The following is a 20032-nucleotide window of genomic DNA, read 5'->3' as shown; positions in this document are numbered from 1 at the left end:
CCTCGGCGCCCCTGTCGCCTCCCCCGTGCCGAACCTCGCCGAACTCGTCACAGCGCGCTGCCAAGCCTGACCGCCCGCACTTCTGCCCCGGTTACCCAGAATTCGCCTAAGTCCTTGATTTGGGACGGTTAAAGTCGGAGACTTTGCCAAGCCAGCACATTGAAATGACAGAAATAACAAAGCCCTCTTAATCAGCGGGTCCAAGGTTCGAGTCCTTGTGCGCCCACCATCAAAAAAGCCCCGCCCGTCAATGACTTGCGGGGCTTTCTTCTGGGGAACACGAGGGGAACAAACGCGACCGTTCGACTTTTGATCCCGTCAGCCCCCGTCGAACAGCGGCGCGGGGGCCGCGTCGGTGAAGTCCGACAGGGCCATGCGGCCCGGCTCCGGCGTCTGGCGGAAGATCACGTCGCGGTCGGGACCATGCAGGGCGCGCCAGTCGCGGACCCGGCGTTCCAGGGTCCGGCGCACGCGGTCGTCGGGGAAGGTGTTGGGGTCGGCCATCTGCAGATGGCGCAGGAGCGTGACGGCCTGAACGGCCGGATCGCGCTCGAGGATCGGCAGCAGGATGGGCTCCCAGACGGCCTCGCAGACCTGCCTGGTTCGCCATGAGCGGAACCAGTGCAGCGTGGCAGCTCACGCGGCCAGCCGCGCCACCTCTTTGCGCGGCTCCGCCGACAGCAACAGCCAGATCAACTGAAAATTTGCTCTCCGCACAACTATAGCTATCGAGGATACGCCTCCAAACCTGTGCCCGCCTCCGCACGCTCGTTCACCGCCACCCCAACGCCCATCGCCTGGACCCCATATGCTGTAGTTCATGAAGCGCCCCATACCAAATGCAAACGATCAAGCGGGTTCAGTATCAGACACGCTTTGGAAAAGGCACTGCCGCACTTTCCCTCGCGGATGGGACCACAGTTGTGATCCCCATTGCACCGTCACCCCTCAGAAATCCCCTCATTTCTTAAATATGCAATTAAAACAACAGGTTATCGCGCAGGCCGATGTCGTGAAGCCCATTGATTTTGCGGCCCTTTTCCGAAATGAGGAGATTGCTGAGCCGTCACCCTTGCCATCGAAGACAGACAACGGAACATCAGATGCCCGTATCGAAATAAACGGGACCCAAGCCATTGCGTTGACGATAGCAGAATAAATATATACACCGCCGACCCACGGCTTCGGTTGGTTATTTAAGTTAATAAAACGTCCGGGATTCGGCCCGCACACGCTTATTTTCCGCGTCATATCAAAAGAATCACGCTCTTGACATTTGTTGTTGCGAGCCATTCGCAGCCAGAATACTGTCCCTCCGCCGAAACCGCGACCTGACCCGCTCGGGATCGGCCGCCACCCAGGCCTATCGGAGGGGAATGACCTGATGACGAAGACCAAGACAGGGATCACCGCCCTGCTGCTCGCCGGATCGGCCCTCACGTCGATCGTTCTGTCCACCGCCCCATCCATTGCCCTGGCCGCCGACTGCCCCCGGCCGGTCCAGCTTCGGGGCGCGCTGACGCTGTTCCCGGCCTTCGCCCAGCATGACAAGCGCGGACCGCTGCCGATCATGCCGATCTACGACGTGACCCGGCTGCCGGGGGACTGGAAGTACAAGCGCGACGAGTGGGATTCGACCGCCGTATCCCCCCCGCTGGGGGCCCTGGACACCGTGATCAACACCACCCGCCCGGTGGTGGCGGGCTTCGGCTTCACCGACAACGGCGACGCCCGACAGGCCTTCGTGGACGTCAAGCAGCGCGTTGACGCCTTCTTCGTGCGCGGCACCGGCACCTACAAATGGGCGGGCGCTTATCTGGACGCCGACGGCGACGCGGTGCGTTCGGGCTACGGCCGGGATACGGAGCGGCTAATCCTGGGCTATGCGCCCGATGCGGAGACCTCGCTGAAGGCCATCTTCATCCGTGACGAGATCCGCGACGACGAACAGGCCGAGACCACGACGACGACCCCGGCCGGGGCCTTCGCCAGCGGCGCCGATTCCATCGAGACGGAGCGCTACATCGGCCGCCTGCTGTTCGACAAGGGGTTCGAGGGCACGCTGGAGGCGCTGCACGCCGAGGTGGGTGTGACCTTCGTCGACCGCCGCAACAACAACTTCGACCTTCAGGACGGCCGGTTGCCCGGACAGCGCCAGGAGGCCAACGTCGACCGACGCATGGTCCGCGGACAGGTGCACGGCGACCTCCGCGTCATGGACGACGTCGCCCTGCGCGTGGGCCTGGGTGGTCTGTACGACAGCCACGATGCCGACCGCGCCACCGGCCTGACCCTGGACACCTACTCGTCCATCCAGTACCCGGACGTTACGCGCTACCAAACGGATGCCTTCATCGAATCGGCGATCGACCTGCGCCCGGGCCGCCTGGACCTGGGCCTGCGCTGGGAGCACGCCTCCACCAGCCTGGGCCGCGCCGACGAGACCATGTCCTGGCTCAATCCCCCCGGCACCCGCGTGATGAGCACCACCACCGCCCGGAACCTGTACGCCCGGTATTCCGACACCACTGAAACCGACACGGATCTGAACGCCTTCAGCGCGGTGGCCACCCTCAGCCGGTCATGGCTGGACAAGGCGCTGGATACCCACCTGACCGCCGGGCGCATCGCCCGCCTGCCCGAGAACCAGGAACTCTACTTCTCGCGCAATCATGCCCTGGCGCAGATGCGCGCCGTCGGCAACCCGGGCCTCGACCCCGAGGCGCATTACCGCGTCGAGGCCGGCGGCAGCTACGAAAGCGCCGCCTGGCACGATTTCGGACGGATGGCACCCCTGCAGGACGGGCCCTCCTTCCGGGTGTCGGCGTCGGTGTCCTACGACTACGTGGACGACTTCATCAGCCGCAGCCGCGCCCGCGACCTGACCATGATCTGGCGCAACGTCGATGCCCAGTTCACCAGCGTTTCGGTATCGGCCGAATGGAACGCGACGCGCACCCTGTCCGCCGGGCTGTACGGCCGCGCCACCTGGGCCGAGAACCTGGACGACGATCGCGGCCTGTACGGCATCGCCCCGGCGGAACTGACGTTCCTGGCCGACTATCACGACCGCCTGAGCACCCACGGCACCTGGAACGTCGGGGTGAAGGTGCGCGCCGTAGCCGGCCCCACCGACCCCGACGACAACATGGTCACGGGGACCGGGCTGGACCCGGAAGACATCGACGCCTTCGCCGTGCTCGACCTCTACGGAGGTCTGCAACTGCATGACCGGATCGGCGTGCGGCTGGGCGTGTCCAACGTGCTCGACACCCAGTACGCCGAGTTGGACCCCCACTACGTGACCGACACCCCCAACCCGGGGCCGATCAACGCCCCCGGCCGCACGTTCTTCCTGTGGTCGGTCGTCAATTTCTAGGGAGAGCCGCCATGACCCGCTCCGTTTCGCGTCTTGATCGGCGCGCCTTCCTTTCCCTGTCGGCCGCCGGTGCGGCCACCGTCGGCGGCGGCCTGTGGGCCGGTCTGCCGACCGCCGCCCGCGCCGCCGAAGGGTCCCGTGTTTCCATCCACGGCATGCCGGCGGCGCCCTCGGTGGTGCTCGCCCACGCCGTGGAAAGCGGCGCCCTGGACGGGCTGGTGGACGACGTCGATTTCGGCATCTGGAAGACCCCGGACCAGATGCGCGCCGGCGCCATCTCCGGCGCCATGGAGATTTTCGCCACCCCCAGCTACGCCTGCGCCAACCTGCACAATCGCGGTGTGCCGGTGCGCATGCTGAACATCATGACCTGGGGCCTGCTCTACCTGGTGACCACCGACGAGAGCATCACCAGGCCCGAGGACCTGGCCGGCCGCAAGCTTGTGCTGGCCTTCAAGGACGACGCCCCGGATCTGATCTTCCGTCTGGTGACCACCAACGCCGGCATGAACCCGCGCGAGGACATCGACATCACCTATGCTGGGACGCCGATGGAGGTGGTCCAGTTGCTGCTGGCCGGGCGCACCGACATCGCCGTGGTGCCCGAACCGGCGGCCACAGCGGCGATTCTGCGCGGCCGGCAGGCCGGCAAGACCGTCCACCGGGCGCTCGACCTGACCCGGGAGCTCGGCCGCCAGACCGGCCGCCCGCCCCGCATCGCCCAGGCCGGCCTGGGGGTGCAGGAAGATCTGGTGCAGCGCCGGCCGGAGGTGGTGCAGGCCTTCCATGACGCCTGCGTGCGTGGCGGCGAGTGGGCCAACAACAATCCGGCCAGCGCCGGCCGTCTGGGTGAGGCCTACCTGGGCGTCAAGGCGCCGATCATCGAGAAATCCATTCCCCACTTCCGGGTGGACGTGACGCCGTCGGGAGAGGCGCGCGAGGACATCGAGTTCTACCTGAACAGCCTGATGAGCCTGAACCCGGACATCGTCGCCGGCCGGCTGCCGGATGACGGCTACTACTGGTCGGCATAAGGGAAAACGGGGCGATGACGTCCGTGGTCGGAACGGTGACCGCGTTCCTGTGGCGCGGTTGGACGGTGCTGGTCTCGCTGTGCCTGCTGGGCGCGCTATGGCAGGTGGGGCACGAGGTCTACGGCGGTCTCGTGCTGCCCGCCCCCATGGATACCCTGGCCGCGCTGCGGGACCTGGTGGCCGAGGGCGTGGCGCTGCCGGCGGCGCTGGAGACGGCGCGCGACGCGCTGATCGGGTTCCTGGTCACGGCGGTGGTCGGGGTGATCGTCGGCGCCGTGGCCGGGCTGTCGGTCACCGTGGGCCGACTGCTGGAGCCGCTGGTCCGGTTCTTTCTCGGGGTGCCGGCCATCGCCTGGGTGGTGCTGGCGCTGATCTGGTTCGCCGGCAGCGGCCTGGCCGCCGTCTTCACGGTGGTGGTGACCACCCTGCCGGTGGTCATCATCGGCGCCATGCAGGGGGCGCGCACCCTGGACCGCGACGTGGTGGACATGGCCCGCGTGTTCCGCGCCCCGCCGTGGGTGCGCGTGGTCGATCTCTATGTCCCGCACATCCTGTCCTACGTCTTTCCGGCGCTGGCCACGGCCATGGGCCTGTCGTGGAAATTGGCGGTGATGGCCGAGGTCCTGGGCGGGACCGCCGGCATCGGCGAAGGCCTGTCGCTGGCCCGCGTGAACATCGACACCGCCGACGCCATGGCCTGGATCCTGCTGGCCCTGGTGATGCTGCTGAGCCTGGAGGGCTTGGTCATGGACCCGTTGCGCCGCCGCCTGGAGCCCTGGCGCACGCGCGGAAACGGGGGCGGCCGGTCATGAACCTGATCGCCCTGCCGGCCGTCCAGTGTTCCCAGCCCGCCCTGGTCTGGCACGGGGTCACGCATCAGATCGGCCGCACCGTCATCCTGGACGACCTGACGTTGGAGGTGCCGGCCGGCGGCATCCTGGCCCTGGTCGGGCCGTCGGGCTGCGGTAAGACCACGTTGCTGTCCATGGCTGCCGGGCTGCTGGTGCCGGGCCGGGGCCGGGTCGAGACCGACGCCGGCCATGTCGCCAGCATGTTCCAGGACAGCCGCCTGCTGCCCTGGCGCCGGGCGCGCGACAACGCCGCCTTCGGCCTGCGCTGCCTGGGCGTCCCGCGCCGCACCCGGCTGGAGACGGCGCAGCGGCTGCTGGAAAGCCTGGGGCTGGCGCCCGAGGACGGCGACAAGTTCCCGCACCAGCTTTCGGGCGGCATGCGCCAACGGGTGGCCTTGGCCCGTGCGCTCGCCATCGCCCCGGACCTGCTGCTGCTGGACGAGCCGTTCAACGCCCTCGACACCCTGTTGCGCCGCGACCTTCAGGATCTGGTCCGCAATGCCGTGACCGAGCGCGGCATGACCGCCGTGTTCGTCACCCACGACCTGACGGAGGCGATCCGCGTCTGTGACCGGCTCGCGGTGATGAGCGGTCCCCCCGGGCGGGTGGCCTTCACCACCGCCTTCTCGTTGGCCGCCGACCTGAGAGATGACGCGTCGGTGCTGGCCGGGCTGCGCAGCCTGTGGGCCGAGCCGGCCGTGGTCGAGGCCCTGGGCGGCACCCTGCCCCAACGACGGAGGGGCGCGGCATGACCGGGCGTCCTCCCGAAACCGCGCGCGTGACCGAAGCGCGCCGCGGACATGCCCGGTGGTCCCAGCCCTTCCGGCCGTTTTTTCCCTCGGCTGCCCTGGTCGGCGCGCTGTTGGTGGCCCCCTGGCTGCTGGCGTTTCTGGGAGATTGGAGTGTTCCCATCCCCGGCGGGGCCCTGGTCTGGCACATCCACGAGATGGTGTTCGGCCTGGGCCTGGGGGCGGCCGGCGGATTCCTGCTGACCGCGCTGCCCGCGTGGTCCGGCACGCCGATGCTGCGCGGGCGCGGGCTGGCGGTGTTGTGGGGAACCTGGGTCGCCGCGCGCGGTGTCGTGCTGCTGGCCGGAACGCTCCCCGGACCCCTGGTCGCGCTGATCCTGCTGCTGCCGACCCTGGGCATGGGGAGCCTGATTGCCGCAGCGATCATGCGCGGCGGGGCAATCCGCCACGCGGTGTTCGCCGTGACCGCCCTGTCGCTGGTCGCGGTTCACGCCCTCTTCCTGGCCGTCTGGCTGGACCTGCCCATGCCGGGGTTTCTGGTGTCCTGGATCGACGCCCGGGGCCTGGACCCGCTGCGCTGGCTGGGCGACCTGGGGGTGCTGCTGCTGGCCATGACCCATGCCTGCGTCATCAGCCGAGTGGCGCCGGTGCTGGGGCCGGAGGCATTGCGGCTGAGCGGGCGCCACCCCGAGGTGCGCGCCGATCCGGCCCGCGCCCGCCTGATCGCCCTAACGCTGGGCGCCACCGTCGCGGCCTGCGCGGTCGCGCCACTGTCGCCGGTCACCGGGTGGCTGGCCTGGGCGGCGGCGGCGGCGCAGATGGACCGCCTGGGCGGGATCTGGATCGGTCGCGCGGCGCGGCACAGCTTCTTCCATGGCTTCGTGCTGGCGACCCTCTTCCTGGTGGTCGCGCTGGTTCTGCTGGGGGCGTCGCGGCTGCTGCCCGTGGCCGGGCTGGACGCCGCGTGGCACGCCGCCGGGGCCGGAACCCTGGGCGTCGGCTGCCTGACCGTGTTCGGCGTTGCCTCACGCCGGCACATGGGTGGCGCCTTGCCGCTCAGTCGCCCTGCCACCGCCGCGATCTGGTTGGCGGCAACCGGCGCCGCCCTGCGCGTCGCCGCGCCGTTCACCTGGACCGTGCCCTGGGGCGCGGATGCCCTGGCCCCGCTGCTGCTGTGGGCCTCCACCGTGCTGTGGAGCGGCGGCTTTCTCGTTTTCCTGATCGGCCACGCGCGCCCACTGTTCGGACGCGCGCCCAGCCGCGCCCCCCAACCCAAAGGAGCCTCTGCATGAATCCGTTGACCGTCACCGACGCCATGGGCGCCAAGACCCTGACCTGCGCGCAGGCCCAGGCGTATCACGCCGCGCGCCATGGTCCAGGCGTCACCCTGGCCTGGCGGTTTTTCGAGGTGGCCTGGCAGGCGCTGGGCCTGACAGACCCCGCGCGGGCGTCCCTGATGGTGGACCTGAGCGTGACCCCACCTGGCATCACCGACGCCGTGGAGTTCCTGACGCGGGCCGTCAGCCGCAACCGGCTCCAGGTGCGGCCACCCCAGGGGTGTAGCTGCGGCAGTTGTGAGTCCATCGTGTTCGGGCTGACGGTCGGCGGGGCGCGGGTTCAGGCCAAAGTGCGCGACGGTGTGGTGCCGGCTGGGTTTCCAGAAGCCCAGAAGCGCGACGAAGCCGGCTTCGTCGCCGGGTCCGACCTGGAGGCCCTCTGGAAACGCCGGGCGGCCCTGGATGAGGTCATCGCCACAGCCGCGATCGACCACCTGTTCGAGATCACGGTGACCCCAGGGGACGTGGGTTCTCCCGCCCAGGCAACCGGGCCCACGCCGGCCCTGACGGATCCGGTGCCGGTGGTGGTCAGAGATCTGGCCGGTGAGCACCCCATGACCCTGGTGCACGCCCTGGCCTTTCACGACGGCGACCACTTCGGCGGCGTGGTGCTGGCGCACAAGCTGTTGCAGATGGTCGGCGACGGCGCGGCCCTGGACCGCAACACGGTCACCATCCTGACCGGCCTGACGCCGCCCGGCCTGATGGACACGTTCGAGCTTCTGGTGCGCGGCACTAGCCGCCACCGCGTGGCCCGGTTGCCGGCGCCGCCGGTGGCCCCGGCCTCACCGTTCGGGGTGTTCGCCTTCCGTGTCCTGACCAGCGACCGGGATGTGACCCTGCGCCTGAAGGACGGCCTGCTGCCCGCCGACTTCGCCGAGATGGGCCGGCTGTGCCTGGCCGGAACCGCGACGGAGGATCAGGCGGCGCGCTTCGCCGCCTACAAGCGCGACGTGGCCGTGGCCATCGTCGGCCTCGCCCCCACCGACCTGCTGGAGCCCGTGACCGACTGATCCCCGGTCCGACACGCCGCGACGTGTCGGACCCGTCCGGGTCGCCCGCCGACGGCCCGGTTCCCTGCAAGGAGTGACCGACATGACGGCTTTGTTCTCGATGCGCACCCGTGTGTTCTCCGCCGTGATGGCGTTGGCCCTGGTTCCCATGGCCGCCACCGGCGCGCTGGCCGCGAAGATGGGGCCGGGGATGGCCCCGCCCGAGCGCCAACCGGTGGTGATGGTCGGCGACCGGCTGGTCAACGTCGCCTATCACCTGGGCGTCATCCCCCAGGCCATGTCCATCCGGGGCGATATCTGGGATTTCGGGCGCACGCTGGCGCGGACCTCCAGCATGATCCTGGGCTGCCCCAACTACATCGTGGCCAAGGACCCGGACATGGTGCCCCGCACCCTGCGCGAGTCGGACATCCGCCGGGTGCTGATCGAGCACACGCCGGGCTTCGACCGCCACAAGCCGGTCCGCGATCCCATGAACCTGGTGCCCCTGCTGGAGGCCTCCGACGCGGTGGAGGATCTGGGCGTTTCGGTCGAAGTGGTGGACTTCAGCGAGGGGGTGGCGCCGGCCATTCGCCAGATCGGCACCCTGATCGACCGGACCGAGGACGCCGAGGCCCTGGTCGCGACATACGAGGCCGATCTTGAGGCCGCCCGCGCCGCCCTGCCCAGCGCCGCGCCCGGAACCACGGTCGTGATCCTGAACGGTGTCCATCAGGATGCGACCGGCAAGGGGTTCGTGCGCGTGGAACTGCCCGGGGGTTATGCCGACACCTTCCTGCTGGAGCCCATGGGCCTGACCAACGCCGGACGCGGCTTCGTGGAGGCCGGGGCCGCCGCGAAGCATGGGTTCGCCATGACCGGCTCGCTGGCGCCGCTGGCGGACATCCACCCCGACATCCTGGTTCTGACCGGGGATGCCGACGCGGTGCAGCGCAAGCTGAGGCAGGCCGGCGCCCGAGACCCGGCCTTCGCGGACATTCCTGCCATCGCCGACGGGGCCGTGTTCGCGCTGCCCGCCTACTACGATTCCAACGTCATCGAATACCCGGCGGTGCTGCGCCGCTGGGCCGTCACCCTCAAGACCGCGCTCGGCGACGACTGAACCCGCTCGGCCCTGAAACGAGGGGCGGCCGTTTCAGGGCCTCCGGCGCGGGTCGGCGCCGGCGCGCCGATCCGTTTGTCGCATTTGACTTTAGAGAAGGAAACCGACGCCTGCATCAACCGCCAGACACTCCACGGCGAGGGAGCGTGCTTCACCCCGGAGGTCGGCACCGTCATGACCCGCTGAGGTTGACCGCCATCGCCTTCCTCAGCGTCATGAAGGCCTTCGGTTTGGTAATCGCGATCAATGCCCTGGTCGGGTTCCTGCTGCGGCGTTTCTGGATGGTCGTGGCCTGGACCCCGCTGGCACCCTCATCGTCCTGGTGGTCCACGACTTCACCGGCACCCAAGCCAGGATGATGCCCCTGGACCAGATGGGTTTTGATCAGCGCGGCGAAGGCCCGGCGCGGTCACGGCGCCAAGCGTCTGGCCACTTTTTCCGCGCACGGTCCCGCTCCCCTTGATCAACATCTGCGTTCGCCGGCCCTATGCGGACCGAACGTCGGCCAGGAAGCGTTCGACCATCTGCTTGAGGGCGTTGGACTGTTCGTTCAGCGAGTTGGTCGCGGACAGAACGTTTTCGGCCGCCGAGCCGGCTTCACGCGCCGCCTCCGTCACGCCGCCGATAGTGGCCGAAACCTCCGTCGTGCCCAGGCTGGCCTGCTGGACGTTACGCGCGATTTCCTGCGTCGCGGCGTCCTGCTCTTCCACTGCCGACGCAATCGTCGAGGCGACCTCGTTGATCGTGTTGATGATCTGGGAAATGCCCTCGATCGCCTTGACGGCCGTCTGGGTTTCGGCCTGGACCGAGCCGATCTGACGGCTGATGTCTTCGGTCGCCTTGGCGGTCTGGCCCGCTAGGCTCTTGACCTCGTTGGCCACCACGGCGAAACCCTTGCCGGCGTCACCGGCGCGCGCGGCCTCGATCGTGGCGTTCAGCGCCAGCAGATTGGTCTGATCGGCGATATCGGTGATTAGATTGACGACATCGCCGATACCCTTTGCGGACTCGGCTAGGCCGTTTACCACACGATTGGTGCGCTCGGCCTCCGACGCGGCCTTCTGGGCGATGTCGCTGGACTGCTGCACCTGACGGCCGATCTCGCTGATCGACGAGGACAACTCCTCCGCCGCCGAGGCCACGGTCTGGACGTTGGTCGAGGCTTGCTCGGAGGCGGTCGCAACCGTCGCGGCCTGGGTGTTGGTCTCCTCGGCGATGGAGGCCATGCTTTCAGAGGTGGACTGGAGTTCCGTGGCGGCCGACGAGACCGCCTCCAGGATGCCACTGACGCCCTGGTCGAACCGATTGTTGAGGTTCTCGATGCGCTTGGCCCGCTCCTCGCGCTTGCGAGCGTCCTCCAGTTGCTCGGCAGTTAGCTGATCGGCCTTGATCATGTTCTCCTTGAACACGGCGACGGCGTCGGCCATGGCGCCGATTTCGTCCTTGCGCCCGGCGCCAGGTATTTCCGTGCTCTTGTCGCCACCGGCCAGCCGGTTCATGGCGCCGGTGATGGAGATGATCGGCCGGGCGATGCTGGAGCCCAGGAACAGCGCCAGGGCGATACCGACCACAAGGCCACCGATCACACACCCCCAGATCAAAGTATGGGTCAGGGAGACGGTCGCGGCATTGCTGGCCTGACGGGTCTCCAGCAGGCCCAGTTCCTCGGCCGCGAAGTCCTTCATGTGCTGTCGGAAAGCATCGAAATACTGTTTGCCACGTGCCTCGGCCACCAGATCAGAAATATCATCCATGGTCTTGGCGTCGCCGATTTCGTGGCGCAACGCGATGGTCGGTTCAACCACCTCGGTCAGCCAGCCCTGGATGGTCGCATCAATCTCCGTCAGCAGGGCGACCTGATCCGGGTTGTCGCTGACGGTCTCCTTCAGGCCGGCCAGCAGGGTCGCGAAGGTCGCGCGTCCGGCCTGGAAGGGCTCAAGGAAGGTCTCCTGGCCCGCCAGCAGGTATCCGCGCATGCCGGTTTCCATATCGACCGCGCTGGCCACGATGGCATCCATGGACTGGATGACCCCGTAAGTGTGGATGATCCAATCCTGGGCCTCTTCCAGGGTTGCAAGCTGCTCGGAGGTGTTGCCCCGGGGGCCGGTGACGCCGGATAACGCGCTGTTTGCGGTGGCGCTTTCCCGCATCGTTTCAAGGGCGGTGGCGGCCTTGGCGCGCCGTTCCTCAAGCAACGCCTGTTCGCGCGAGATGAACAGCGCCGCCTGTTCACGGAATTTGTCGAAGTAGGCCTTGCCCCGGGCTTCCCCGACCCGCGCGGCCATGTCGTTCATCGTGGGCGCGTCGCCGATATCCTGGCGAAGCTGGATGTATGGTTCGGCAATGTTGTCCTGCCACTCGCGCAGGACCGCGGCGGCTTCCCCCAGCCGCGCCCCCTGAGGCGGATTGTCCGACACCACCGCCTGAAGCCGTTCTATTCGGCTGTAGGCCTGCTCTCGCCCCGCGCGATAAGGAGTCAGAAAGTCGTCGGTACCGGCCAGAAGATATCCCCGCATGCCGGTTTCCATATCGATAGCAGAAGCAACGATTTTTTCGGCGTCCAGCAAAACTTTCCGGGTATGATCAACCCGTTCATTCGTGCCGACAATGCTGTCAATATTAATTAGGCTGACTGCCCCAACCAAAATCAACAACGTGAGAGGCGCGAGCACGCCGATCAGGACTTTTGGTTTCGTCTTAGTGTTTTCCCAAATTCTGTTCATGCCATTCCCCGCAATAGATCTATAGATTGCATCAGTCGAGTGCCCTAGAATCATATCATTAGAGTATCGAAACGCTGGAGACATTAAAAAAAACAAACTCTCGCCACGGCTTCACTCTATCTCGAGTTACTTTACATCATCACTTCCAACTCAGAGCCACATCGGCGGAGCTTGCGATAGGATTGGGGTGATCGGTGACCCAACCAAGCGCCAAGCAAAAAGCAGCGAAGAACGACCTCCATGCCATCTGGATGGCCGAGGGGCGCGCCGATGCCGAGAAGGCGATGGGCACTTTCGATGCCAAGTACAGCGCCAAGTATCTCCAGGCCGTCACATGCCTGACCAAGGATCGCGCCGGGTTGCTGGTGTTCTACGACGTTCCGGCCGAGCATTGGCAGCACATCAGGACCACCAACCCCATCGAGAGCGTGTTCGCCACCGCCCGCCATTGCACCATCCGCAGGACGGGCTGCCTGTCCTTCAAGACGGCGCTGACCATGGTCTTCAAATTGGTCACCGCCGCCAGCACGACCTGGCGCTGACGAAACGGTGACAACCGGTTGCCCCAGGTCATCGCGGGCGTCCAATTCCGCCACGGCATCCAGGTGACCGACGCCGACCAATGCGCCGCCGTCTGATCACGCCATCACCCAAAATCGGTCATGGCTTCCGCTTTTTTTGAAGCGAGCGATCCGGCGCATCCCAACGATGAATATTGAGGTGGTCCCGGTTGTTCGGACAAGTCCGGTGGGTGCGTCCTCTCGTGTTGGCAAGCAGCCCCATGCGTCCTGTGCCTCGTCCGACGTTCGCTGATCCCTCTTTCTGGTTTTCGCAGCCCTGCACCATCACGGCAGCGCGCCCCACGCCTGCCGGTGGGGGTGAACCATGGCGGCGAGTTGGGGCGGGCTGAGGACCTCGACGCGGTCGCCCCAGGTGTAGAGGTGCCAGGCCATCTCCAGCAGACCGCCGGCGCGGAAGCGCACGATGAGGGACCCGTCCGGCGCGGTCTCCTCCGTCTGGTCGGGGTGGAACCTGAATCGTCTGGCGTCTTCGGCGACGTCCGTAGAGAACCGCCACGCGACGTCCACCGGGTCTTCCTGGAACACGCCGAAGGCCTGTTTCGCGAAGGCGCTCAGGTCAAAGCCGGGTGGACGCTCGGCCGATTGGTCCAGGGGCTCGATGGCCGTGATGCGCGGCAGGCTGAACAGGCGCACGCCCGACGGCGCGGGGTCGGTTTGGTGGCCGACAAGATAATGCCGATGACCGTGCAGCACGCCAAAGGGATGCACGACGCGACCCTTCGGCGTCGGGTCGCGGCGCGAGCCATAGGTCAGGCGCACGGCCACCCCGGCCTTCAGGGCGTTTCGAAGGGTGTCGGCCATGTCCGGCTCAAAGCGCTGGCGCGGGCCAGGACGGCAAGCGAGGCCCTCGGCCTCCAGCAGCGCCTCGACGTCCGGTTCGACCCGGCGGGCGTGGTCCGGCGGCATGACCGCGCGCAGCTTACCCGCCAGCCCGGCCAGCGTGGCGGCATCCAGGGCGCGGCCCTGGTCCTCCAGCAGACGGACGGCGGAGTCCAGAACGGCCAGTTCGTCCGCCGGCACAGAGGCCAAGCGATCGAGCGTGCCGGGCGGGATGTGCCAGCGCTTCTGGCGGTCCTCGCCCTCGCGCTCGATGGCCTGGGGGAAGACGCGCAGCACGGCATCCCGCATGCGCATGGCGGTGCGCCGGCCGACGCCGAACCGCTCCTGGATCTGGCGCAAGGTCAGGCCGGCGCGGGCGGCCTGCATCTCCAGGGCCAGGGTCAGCAGGGCTTCGCCCTTTTCATGGCGCATGGGTCAGGGCTCCGTTCGGTATCGGGATGGGGCAAACCAAAAAAGAACAGAGAGCGAACGTAGGTGACCGTTTCTGACTCCCCCCGGGGGGTATAGGATGAGGATCACGCTGATCGGACGCGGAACAGCCCATGGTTCAGCCCCTCACCCCTGGCGCCCTGCTGATGCCCTCCGGTACCCTGCTGCTGCGGCGGCGGGATGGCCTGCTCATGCTGGCACCCTGGGGCGGTCGGCTGCGGGCGGGCTGGGTGAGCGAGCATGGTGTGACCGAAGATGACACACCCCGCCCGTTCACGCAAAGGGTGGTTCTGTTCGATGCGCGCGGGGTGTGGCTGTGGCCGGGGCCGCTGCTGGAGGACGACCCGGCGGCCACCGGGCGGGCCGACTACGCGGCGTTCTTTTCCGCCATCCCGGTGGTGGAGCGGCTGCGGATGGCGGCGCGGGCGGTTGACCTGGCGCCCTTGACCGACAGGCCGTGACCGCTTCTGACCTGTCCGGCGGGCAGGATGCTCGTGACTGTCGCCCGGACCACGAGGAGCGCCCCGCCATGACCGCCGACCCGATCCCTGACCAAGCCAGCGCGCCGGCCCATGAAGCCCGAAGCTCCGACGATGCGTTGACCCGCGCGGCCCAGGAGCACATTGCCGACCTGCTGTTCACGCTGGCCGACCTGAAGACACAGGCCGTGCGGGCGGACCGCCCCGCCCTGGCCCACCGCCTGGACGCCCTGATCGCCGCCATCGCCGCCGCGGAAGCCGCCTGCCTGCCGGGTGCGGCGGCGGGTTCTGATCGGGTGCATTGAGGCGGCGCAGGTGGCCTTGCAAGTGATTGGCGTCTCGCGGTTCATTGCGACAGCTTTGCCGTCAAAGCGGGACAAAAGAACACCGTATACGCTCATTCGAAAGCAGTCATTTTAAGGACGCCACATAACCGAGTATAGTACATTATCAATGATAAATATCTCAGGATCTAACGCAGCCGCAACTTCAACCCCATGGCGTGCTCGTAGCATACCTGAATGAACTCCCCTAAAGATCCGTATCGCTTATTCAGGGAAGCGTTATCGGCGATGATGGTCGGAATATCCCCATCCGTCAGGTGACCGTCATACACAAGCCAACCGACGAGGTGGGGCGTTGTGCGAACTCGGTTGGCGCCGATGGTACTTTCGCCAATCCGGCGGGCAGCGCGGTCATCGGTAAGGAAGCCGCTCTGAAGCTTCCTGGCCAACGCCAAAGCGGCAAGTTCCCCGTAATCAAACCGGCCGAGCGCACCGACGTTTGCAGCTAGTTCCCGCAAGTCGTCGATTTCCAGGGAATGTACGGTGAAGTGCTTCCCCGACGCTAGTTCACCGGAGAGCCTCGTGCGCAGTGCGGCACTTTCCGGGGATTTCCAGCGTTTCAACAAGCACTCATACCGGATGTATTCGGCTAGAATGAAATGGCATCGCCCTCGGACGGCTGCGGTCAGGGTCTGGCTGCAAAGAATGTTCCAGACAGCGCAGGTGTCTATGGCGGCGATGGTCGGGAACGATTGGACCGCCTCATCACGAGGAGCATCAACCATGGTGCAAGCTCGTCCCAAACAGTGCGGCTATATCGGCGATCTCTCCCGGTTCGACAAGCAGCATGTTGGCAGCCTTGGCTTGCGAGATGTGGCTCTGGCGATGCGCATCAAGCACCTTTTCCACATAAGTCGTGTGCAACCCATTCGAGATAAGCGCCTTTTTCCGCTCCAATTGCGGAGCAGTGTAGTCGCCCATTAATTCAGGCTCCTGCTTGTGAGGAAGGCGGGGCCGGGCGGCCTTGATCATGGCAACGGCCTGTTCATCGAGAATTTTGTCCCGCTTCAGGGCGGACAGGAGGGCTGGGATCGAGACGAAGAGACGACCGGCTACCTCAGCCACCTTGTCAGGTTGCCGCCACCAGTCAGCGTCACCGAACTTCTTCAGTAGCTCCGGAGGCATCAGGAAGCACGAGGCAAACGTGCTCGCCCGCAGTTCGATGTACTCGTCGCTGCTAGCATCGTTGACGCCGGAGACGTTGTAGCGCTTGTCCGCATCCAGTAGTGCATGGCCCGCCTCATGGGCGGCGCTGAAGCGTTGCCGGTAGATGTCGTCGTTGTAGTTAATGAGGACACAGCGCCCCGCTTCGGGGTGACGGACGAACAGGCCGGAGATCGTTGAACTGGGTAGCGCCCGGCGGAAAACGCGAAGGCCCGATTTCCGAAGCCAATCGAAGATGTCGGGAATGATCGCATTGGGCGCCAGGTTGTGATGTTCCCGAAGTGCCTTGGCGCAGTCGATGCCGTGGCCTTTGAAGAATTTGCCGCGCGGGGTGAACTGGAATTCCTCCCAAATGGCCCGGTGTCCGCTCATCTCTTCGAGCAGGGCCTGCGACTTGCACAGGTGCAGGAACTCGGCAATTGCATGTCGGTCGGATGCGGCCAGTCGTCCACCTTCAGACCGCAGCAGCATGGTGACGTTCTCATCGGGGTTGGTGGCATCGTCCTCGATGAGCCAGGGAAATTCGCATTTGAAGAAGTCGGCGAGGATCAGCACCTCGTCGCCGGCCGGCGTGGCGGTTCCGGCTTCCATCGCCTGAAGCGCCTGGGTGTCAATGCCGGTGCGTTCGGCCACCTCGCTCAGCGTGTTGCCGTACTGCTCCCGCAAACCCCTTAGCTTTCGTGCAAACCCTTGGACCGTGAAGGCCATCTAGGCACCGTTTCAGCAGGCTCCGCCGTCCTATTTCCGAACGCCGGCAAGTTCAGCGATTCTATTAATCAGCGCTGTGGTCGCCGCGCTGTCGTCTTCAACAAGCTCCTTCAGCGCCGCTTTATCAAGTTCCTTCTTTTCAGACAAAGAACAGCAAATAAAATATTTTTCGAAATTATTAATCCCCATTAACTTAATGATCGTCAAAATATTATCTGGCCTTAACAATACGCTGAGCGCTCCGATAACCTCAAGCATCTCTCGCTCTACGGTTTCGGGGTTCGGCATAACCTCAAAATCCCCGTGCGCAAGCAGGTCAGAAACGATGTTTACTTGGTCGGCCATCGCTCCTTACTCCGAATCCGCTCGCATGAACACCGTAGCCCGTTAGTTGCACAGCCTATAATGCGTAGTTGGATTACGCAATAGTCTCGCTCCGCGCCGTTTTCTCCGTCTCCGACGGCCCCTCGCCGGCCCCACTCCGCTGCATCGAAGCCCCCCAACGACAGGCCGGATCCTGGCCGACCCGCCGCCGGGGTGTGCTCACCCCTTCACGCAGACCACCTGGCGCAGGGTGTGGATCCCCTCCACCAGGTCGCTCTGGGCCGCCATGACGGCGTGGCGGTCCACGCCCTCGGTCGCCGCCGTGTGGTCGGCCACGGCGAAGCGCGTGCGGGCCTCGGTGCGCGACATCGCCCGCCCGGCCGCGTGGGATCAGGAACAGGATGACGCCGGGTTGCCCTTGCCGCGCACGATGACGGACCGCGCCCCATCGACCCGGGGCAGAGGCCATGGCCGCCGGGTTGGTCTGAACCAGGGCCCCGTCTTCAAGGAAGCGCAGGGCATGATTCGACCGAACCGCCAGAACGGAGGGCTGTCGGCGCCCTTCCAGCATCCGCCGCAGTTTGAAGTCCGACCCATATAGACAGCATCGGCCGGCACCCAGGCGCAGGCGACATCGGCATCAAGGGCCCGGGCGATCATCACCCGGGCCATGGCCGGCTTGGTGGCAAAGGTCGCATCGTCCGAAACCCGGGCCTTGGCACACCGAGCGGAGTCCTCCGCCCAGGTCTTCGGCAAATAGAGCTGCTGGTCCATCAGGACGTAACCGTACCGGCTGGCGTCGCAAGCGAAAACACCCACCTGGCAATTCTCAATGCGACCCGCCGTCCCGGAACTCCGCCCCAGCAACGATTGGACCCGGTAGGGCCGGTCAAGCCCCACCGCTTCGGCCATCATCAGGCCTGTCTTGCGCTCCGCAGCCGACAAAAGGCCATCACTGAACAACCCGGCAGACACCCGTGCCTCCGACCGTCCCAGCGCAGGGCCAATGACCTGCTTCAGCCTTTCCAACTCCGACCGCCAGTCCTCCAGCGTCCCGGCCCAGCCCGCCACGCTGATTGGTCCCCACCCCCTCCATCAACCAAAGCCTGTGGCCCCGGAAATCGCGACCCCTATAAAATGTACCTGTAGTCCTAGATCGACCGTTCAACCGGGCAGTCCGTCGATCCTTTCGAGGGAGGCGAGGTCGTTGTCCCAAGGCGCGCGACTGGCAAAGCAAATATGCGCGTTGGGACGTATGCCGGTCGGGCTATCAAGTGACCCTGCTGGCACGACAAGCACACCATCGTCCGCTTGAGAAAATGGCAGCGCGGAACCGCAGTCCGTGCAAAAGCACTTCACGTGTCGTGACCCAGAAAGCTGAAATTTCTTGATATTTTCCTCACCTGACAACCAGGTAATCTTTGCCGTGGACGAAAACAGATTGGCCGAATGGGCTGAGCCGCTATCCTTGCGGCAGCGCCCGCAATGACAAAGAAAGAAGCTCTCGAATTCGCCCGATATGCGGAACTTCACTGCACCACAAAGGCACTGTCCGGTCGCCAGATTGTCCATTCACATTCCCTCAAAATGCGACCGTGAAGCCGCCGTTCGAATGGAGGTTTATCGGCGGTCCGTATCCGTGTGCAAGACCAACAGCAATTCTCAGGATGAAGGGAGAACACCGGTTGCGGCCGGTGCCGGCCTGTTCTCCTCCCCCCTTCGGGGCTATCGTATTCACACGTCTTCCCGCCGAAGCGGCGCCTCCACGACACGGGCGGTGACCCGGATCGTTCGCGGTTTTTGAGCGACCCATTTTTTACAGGGTGTTTTTTGGCGGTGTCGCTCAATCAGGTCAGGGCGCCTTTGGTCGAGGTCCAGGTTTCCAGGCTGGAGAGGACATAGAGGACCGCCTCGTCCGTCGATCCCAGGGCGTCGTGGGGCGGCGGCTGTTTCGGCAGATGTTTCTCGCCGAGCAGGTACGCCGGCACATGGGGGTTGTTCTTGATGGCCGCGGTCAGCGCCTTGCCGGCCCCCGACGTGGCCCCGCCCTGTTTGTATTTCAGCAGGGCGTCGGTATAGGCCCATTCGGCGAAGTGCGGGTCCTCGTAGTCGTCAAGCAACTCCCGGGCGGCCTCGAACCGGTTCAGGTGCAGCAGGTTCGGCGCCAGCACATGGCGGAGGCCCAGATTGTCGTTCGGGCATAGCCGCAGCATGTCGCGCCAGTGGGCCACGGCCTCGTCGCAGTCGCCCATCTCCCAGAGGCACTCGGCCCGAACAGATCGTGATCAATCTGAAAGACGTTGCCTTTCAGATTGATCACGATCTGTCCTGAATCCGCCCAAGGGCCGCCCGGGCGCGCATGTACGGGCGGGTTTCCAGGATCCCCCAGAAGTGCCCCTCCTCTTCCTCGAACGCCTCCTCCCCCAGGACGTGCCGCACGGCCTGCTCCCCGGCGGCCACGGCCTTTTCAAGAACCGCGCGCTTTTCGATGACGCCCTTGGCCTCTTCCTCGGCCAGCAGCAGCCAGGCGTCGGCGCAGAGCTCCGAGATCCCGAGCGCCCGCTTCGCCAGGGCGATCCGATCCCGTTTCGTCTCGCACTCCCAGGCGTCGTACATGATGTCCTGCGCCGCGTTGAGCGGATCGGCCTCCGCCTCGCCCAGAAGGTCCTCGGCGAACAGGCTCCTCTGGAGGTTGGCCATCATCTTTTCCATGACCACCCGCGGGGGAAGGTCCTCCGAAAGCGGGGACGGGAACGGATCGTTTTTCCGGCTCTTCCGCTTGACCGGCTTGGGGGCCTTCGTGCCGTCCTTGCGGCGGTTCTTGCTGACGGGCACGGCGTCTCTCCTTTCTCTGGTCCACACCGGAGAGACTAGCAAAACTGATCCTGCTCCAAAACGGTGGACACCTCCGTTAAGCTCCCCTGGGAGCGGAGAGGTGAAACGATGACGACTGAAACGCGACGATCCTTCACGGA

At 65.8% G+C, this 20032-nt stretch carries 21 protein-coding genes and 2 pseudogenes; 12 read left to right on the top strand and 11 right to left on the bottom strand.

Annotated elements, in window-relative coordinates; all coding sequences use genetic code 11:
* Positions 1-318: 318 nt before the first annotated feature.
* Positions 319-504 carry a hypothetical protein gene (locus BLS85_RS17705; RefSeq protein WP_176793894.1) on the bottom strand — a complete coding sequence of 62 codons (186 nt, stop codon included), beginning with the start codon at positions 502-504 and terminating at the stop codon, positions 319-321.
* Between the two features lie 64 nt (positions 505-568).
* Between BLS85_RS17705 and BLS85_RS19675 the strand changes: the two genes are divergently transcribed.
* The 9 genes from BLS85_RS19675 (at position 569) to BLS85_RS19235 (ending at position 9824) form a co-directional block, all read left to right on the top strand.
* A complete protein-coding gene (locus BLS85_RS19675; RefSeq protein WP_281242581.1) occupies positions 569-700 on the top strand; it encodes a hypothetical protein in 132 nt (43 codons plus the stop codon).
* A 684-nt stretch (positions 701-1384) separates the two neighbouring features.
* The gene (locus BLS85_RS17700; protein ID WP_092788067.1) at positions 1385-3379 is read left to right on the top strand and encodes a TonB-dependent receptor; all 1995 of its coding nucleotides are present in this window, start codon (positions 1385-1387) and stop codon (positions 3377-3379) included.
* An 11-nt stretch (positions 3380-3390) separates the two neighbouring features.
* Positions 3391-4413 carry an ABC transporter substrate-binding protein gene (locus BLS85_RS17695; protein WP_092788066.1) on the top strand — a complete coding sequence of 341 codons (1023 nt, stop codon included), beginning with the start codon at positions 3391-3393 and terminating at the stop codon, positions 4411-4413.
* 14 nt (positions 4414-4427) lie between these two features.
* A complete protein-coding gene (locus tag BLS85_RS17690) occupies positions 4428-5225 on the top strand; it encodes an ABC transporter permease (protein WP_092788065.1) in 798 nt (265 codons plus the stop codon).
* Complete coding sequence (locus tag BLS85_RS17685; RefSeq protein ID WP_092788064.1) at positions 5222-6016, top strand: ABC transporter ATP-binding protein; 795 nt, start codon at positions 5222-5224, stop codon at positions 6014-6016. The genes BLS85_RS17690 and BLS85_RS17685 overlap by 4 nt, the downstream gene beginning before the upstream one ends.
* A complete protein-coding gene (locus BLS85_RS17680) occupies positions 6013-7305 on the top strand; it encodes an NnrS family protein (protein ID WP_092788063.1) in 1293 nt (430 codons plus the stop codon). Before BLS85_RS17685 ends, BLS85_RS17680 begins: the two co-directional genes overlap by 4 nt.
* Positions 7302-8363 (top strand): hypothetical protein, encoded by a 1062-nt coding sequence (locus BLS85_RS17675; RefSeq protein WP_092788062.1) that lies wholly within the window; start codon positions 7302-7304, stop codon positions 8361-8363. Before BLS85_RS17680 ends, BLS85_RS17675 begins: the two co-directional genes overlap by 4 nt.
* An 82-nt stretch (positions 8364-8445) precedes the next feature.
* Positions 8446-9465, top strand: coding sequence for an ABC transporter substrate-binding protein (locus tag BLS85_RS17670; RefSeq protein ID WP_092788061.1), 1020 nt, complete (start codon positions 8446-8448; stop codon positions 9463-9465).
* Positions 9466-9653: 188 nt separating this feature from the next.
* Positions 9654-9824: a hypothetical protein gene (locus BLS85_RS19235; protein ID WP_176793892.1), complete on the top strand. Its 171-nt coding sequence runs from the start codon at positions 9654-9656 to the stop codon at positions 9822-9824.
* 126 nt (positions 9825-9950) lie between these two features.
* On the opposite strand, the gene BLS85_RS17665 is transcribed toward BLS85_RS19235, so the two are convergent.
* Positions 9951-12188 carry a CHASE3 domain-containing protein gene (locus BLS85_RS17665; RefSeq protein WP_245699281.1) on the bottom strand — a complete coding sequence of 746 codons (2238 nt, stop codon included), beginning with the start codon at positions 12186-12188 and terminating at the stop codon, positions 9951-9953.
* A 203-nt stretch (positions 12189-12391) separates the two neighbouring features.
* Between BLS85_RS17665 and BLS85_RS17660 the strand changes: the two are divergent.
* Positions 12392-12826, top strand: a pseudogene (locus tag BLS85_RS17660) (transposase); the annotation flags it as partial.
* Between the two features lie 207 nt (positions 12827-13033).
* On the opposite strand, the gene BLS85_RS17655 reads toward BLS85_RS17660, so the two are convergent.
* Positions 13034-14020 (bottom strand): helix-turn-helix transcriptional regulator, encoded by a 987-nt coding sequence (locus tag BLS85_RS17655; protein ID WP_092788059.1) that lies wholly within the window; start codon positions 14018-14020, stop codon positions 13034-13036.
* A gap of 131 nt (positions 14021-14151) precedes the next feature.
* Here BLS85_RS17655 and BLS85_RS17650 point away from each other — a divergent pair, with 131 nt between their 5' ends.
* Together BLS85_RS17650 and BLS85_RS17645 are read left to right on the top strand one after the other, a co-directional pair.
* Positions 14152-14499 carry a hypothetical protein gene (locus BLS85_RS17650; RefSeq protein ID WP_092788058.1) on the top strand — a complete coding sequence of 116 codons (348 nt, stop codon included), beginning with the start codon at positions 14152-14154 and terminating at the stop codon, positions 14497-14499.
* A 68-nt stretch (positions 14500-14567) separates the two neighbouring features.
* A complete protein-coding gene (locus tag BLS85_RS17645; protein WP_092788057.1) occupies positions 14568-14822 on the top strand; it encodes a hypothetical protein in 255 nt (84 codons plus the stop codon).
* Positions 14823-14989: 167 nt separating this feature from the next.
* Here the strand turns inward: BLS85_RS17645 and BLS85_RS17640 are convergent, their stop codons facing one another.
* The 8 genes and pseudogenes from BLS85_RS17640 to BLS85_RS17610 form a co-directional block, all read right to left on the bottom strand.
* Positions 14990-15586 carry a hypothetical protein gene (locus BLS85_RS17640; RefSeq protein ID WP_092788056.1) on the bottom strand — a complete coding sequence of 199 codons (597 nt, stop codon included), beginning with the start codon at positions 15584-15586 and terminating at the stop codon, positions 14990-14992.
* A complete protein-coding gene (locus BLS85_RS17635) occupies positions 15579-16733 on the bottom strand; it encodes a helix-turn-helix domain-containing protein (protein WP_092788055.1) in 1155 nt (384 codons plus the stop codon). Before BLS85_RS17635 ends, BLS85_RS17640 begins: the two co-directional genes overlap by 8 nt.
* 30 nt (positions 16734-16763) lie before the next feature.
* Positions 16764-17078 (bottom strand): hypothetical protein, encoded by a 315-nt coding sequence (locus BLS85_RS17630; RefSeq protein ID WP_092788054.1) that lies wholly within the window; start codon positions 17076-17078, stop codon positions 16764-16766.
* A 198-nt stretch (positions 17079-17276) separates the two neighbouring features.
* On the bottom strand, positions 17277-17426 hold the full coding sequence (locus tag BLS85_RS19670; RefSeq protein ID WP_143027253.1) for an RtcB family protein: 150 nt from the start codon (positions 17424-17426) through the stop codon (positions 17277-17279).
* A gap of 21 nt (positions 17427-17447) precedes the next feature.
* Positions 17448-18128, bottom strand: coding sequence for a transposase (locus BLS85_RS19665; protein ID WP_092788053.1), 681 nt, complete (start codon positions 18126-18128; stop codon positions 17448-17450).
* 93 nt (positions 18129-18221) lie between these two features.
* Positions 18222-18629, bottom strand: a complete 408-nt coding sequence (locus BLS85_RS17620) for a GFA family protein (protein WP_092788052.1) — start codon at positions 18627-18629, stop codon at positions 18222-18224.
* Between the two features lie 275 nt (positions 18630-18904).
* A pseudogene (locus tag BLS85_RS17615) lies at positions 18905-19315 on the bottom strand (hypothetical protein); the annotation flags it as partial.
* 58 nt (positions 19316-19373) lie between these two features.
* Complete coding sequence (locus tag BLS85_RS17610) at positions 19374-19892, bottom strand: hypothetical protein (RefSeq protein ID WP_092788050.1); 519 nt, start codon at positions 19890-19892, stop codon at positions 19374-19376.
* Between the last annotated feature and the right edge of the window lie 140 nt (positions 19893-20032).

Source organism: Rhodospira trueperi (assembly GCF_900101965.1).
In the GTDB taxonomy this organism is placed as follows: Bacteria; Pseudomonadota; Alphaproteobacteria; order Rhodospirillales; family Rhodospirillaceae; genus Rhodospira; species Rhodospira trueperi.
Note: the sequence above shows the minus strand (reverse complement) of the source record. Positions and strands in the feature narration are given on the sequence as shown.

What these genes read in the sequence shown, in the direction of transcription:
- BLS85_RS17700 (WP_092788067.1), top strand. Translation starts at nt 1,385, where the DNA reads ATGACGAAGACCAAGACAGGGATCACCGCCCTGCTGCTCGCCGGATCG.
- BLS85_RS17655 (WP_092788059.1), bottom strand. Translation starts at nt 14,020, where the DNA reads ATGCGCCATGAAAAGGGCGAAGCCCTGCTGACCCTGGCCCTGGAGATG.
- BLS85_RS17620 (WP_092788052.1), bottom strand. Translation starts at nt 18,629, where the DNA reads ATGGACAATCTGGCGACCGGACAGTGCCTTTGTGGTGCAGTGAAGTTC.
- BLS85_RS17675 (WP_092788062.1), top strand. Translation starts at nt 7,302, where the DNA reads ATGAATCCGTTGACCGTCACCGACGCCATGGGCGCCAAGACCCTGACC.
- BLS85_RS17695 (WP_092788066.1), top strand. Translation starts at nt 3,391, where the DNA reads ATGACCCGCTCCGTTTCGCGTCTTGATCGGCGCGCCTTCCTTTCCCTG.
- BLS85_RS17670 (WP_092788061.1), top strand. Translation starts at nt 8,446, where the DNA reads ATGACGGCTTTGTTCTCGATGCGCACCCGTGTGTTCTCCGCCGTGATG.
- BLS85_RS17635 (WP_092788055.1), bottom strand. Translation starts at nt 16,733, where the DNA reads ATGGCCTTCACGGTCCAAGGGTTTGCACGAAAGCTAAGGGGTTTGCGG.
- BLS85_RS17690 (WP_092788065.1), top strand. Translation starts at nt 4,428, where the DNA reads ATGACGTCCGTGGTCGGAACGGTGACCGCGTTCCTGTGGCGCGGTTGG.
- BLS85_RS17685 (WP_092788064.1), top strand. Translation starts at nt 5,222, where the DNA reads ATGAACCTGATCGCCCTGCCGGCCGTCCAGTGTTCCCAGCCCGCCCTG.
- BLS85_RS17645 (WP_092788057.1), top strand. Translation starts at nt 14,568, where the DNA reads ATGACCGCCGACCCGATCCCTGACCAAGCCAGCGCGCCGGCCCATGAA.
- BLS85_RS19670 (WP_143027253.1), bottom strand. Translation starts at nt 17,426, where the DNA reads ATGTCGCGCACCGAGGCCCGCACGCGCTTCGCCGTGGCCGACCACACG.
- BLS85_RS19675 (WP_281242581.1), top strand. Translation starts at nt 569, where the DNA reads ATGGGCTCCCAGACGGCCTCGCAGACCTGCCTGGTTCGCCATGAGCGG.
- BLS85_RS17640 (WP_092788056.1), bottom strand. Translation starts at nt 15,586, where the DNA reads ATGGTTGATGCTCCTCGTGATGAGGCGGTCCAATCGTTCCCGACCATC.
- BLS85_RS17650 (WP_092788058.1), top strand. Translation starts at nt 14,152, where the DNA reads ATGGTTCAGCCCCTCACCCCTGGCGCCCTGCTGATGCCCTCCGGTACC.
- BLS85_RS17705 (WP_176793894.1), bottom strand. Translation starts at nt 504, where the DNA reads ATGGCCGACCCCAACACCTTCCCCGACGACCGCGTGCGCCGGACCCTG.
- BLS85_RS17665 (WP_245699281.1), bottom strand. Translation starts at nt 12,188, where the DNA reads ATGAACAGAATTTGGGAAAACACTAAGACGAAACCAAAAGTCCTGATC.
- BLS85_RS17680 (WP_092788063.1), top strand. Translation starts at nt 6,013, where the DNA reads ATGACCGGGCGTCCTCCCGAAACCGCGCGCGTGACCGAAGCGCGCCGC.
- BLS85_RS17630 (WP_092788054.1), bottom strand. Translation starts at nt 17,078, where the DNA reads ATGGCCGACCAAGTAAACATCGTTTCTGACCTGCTTGCGCACGGGGAT.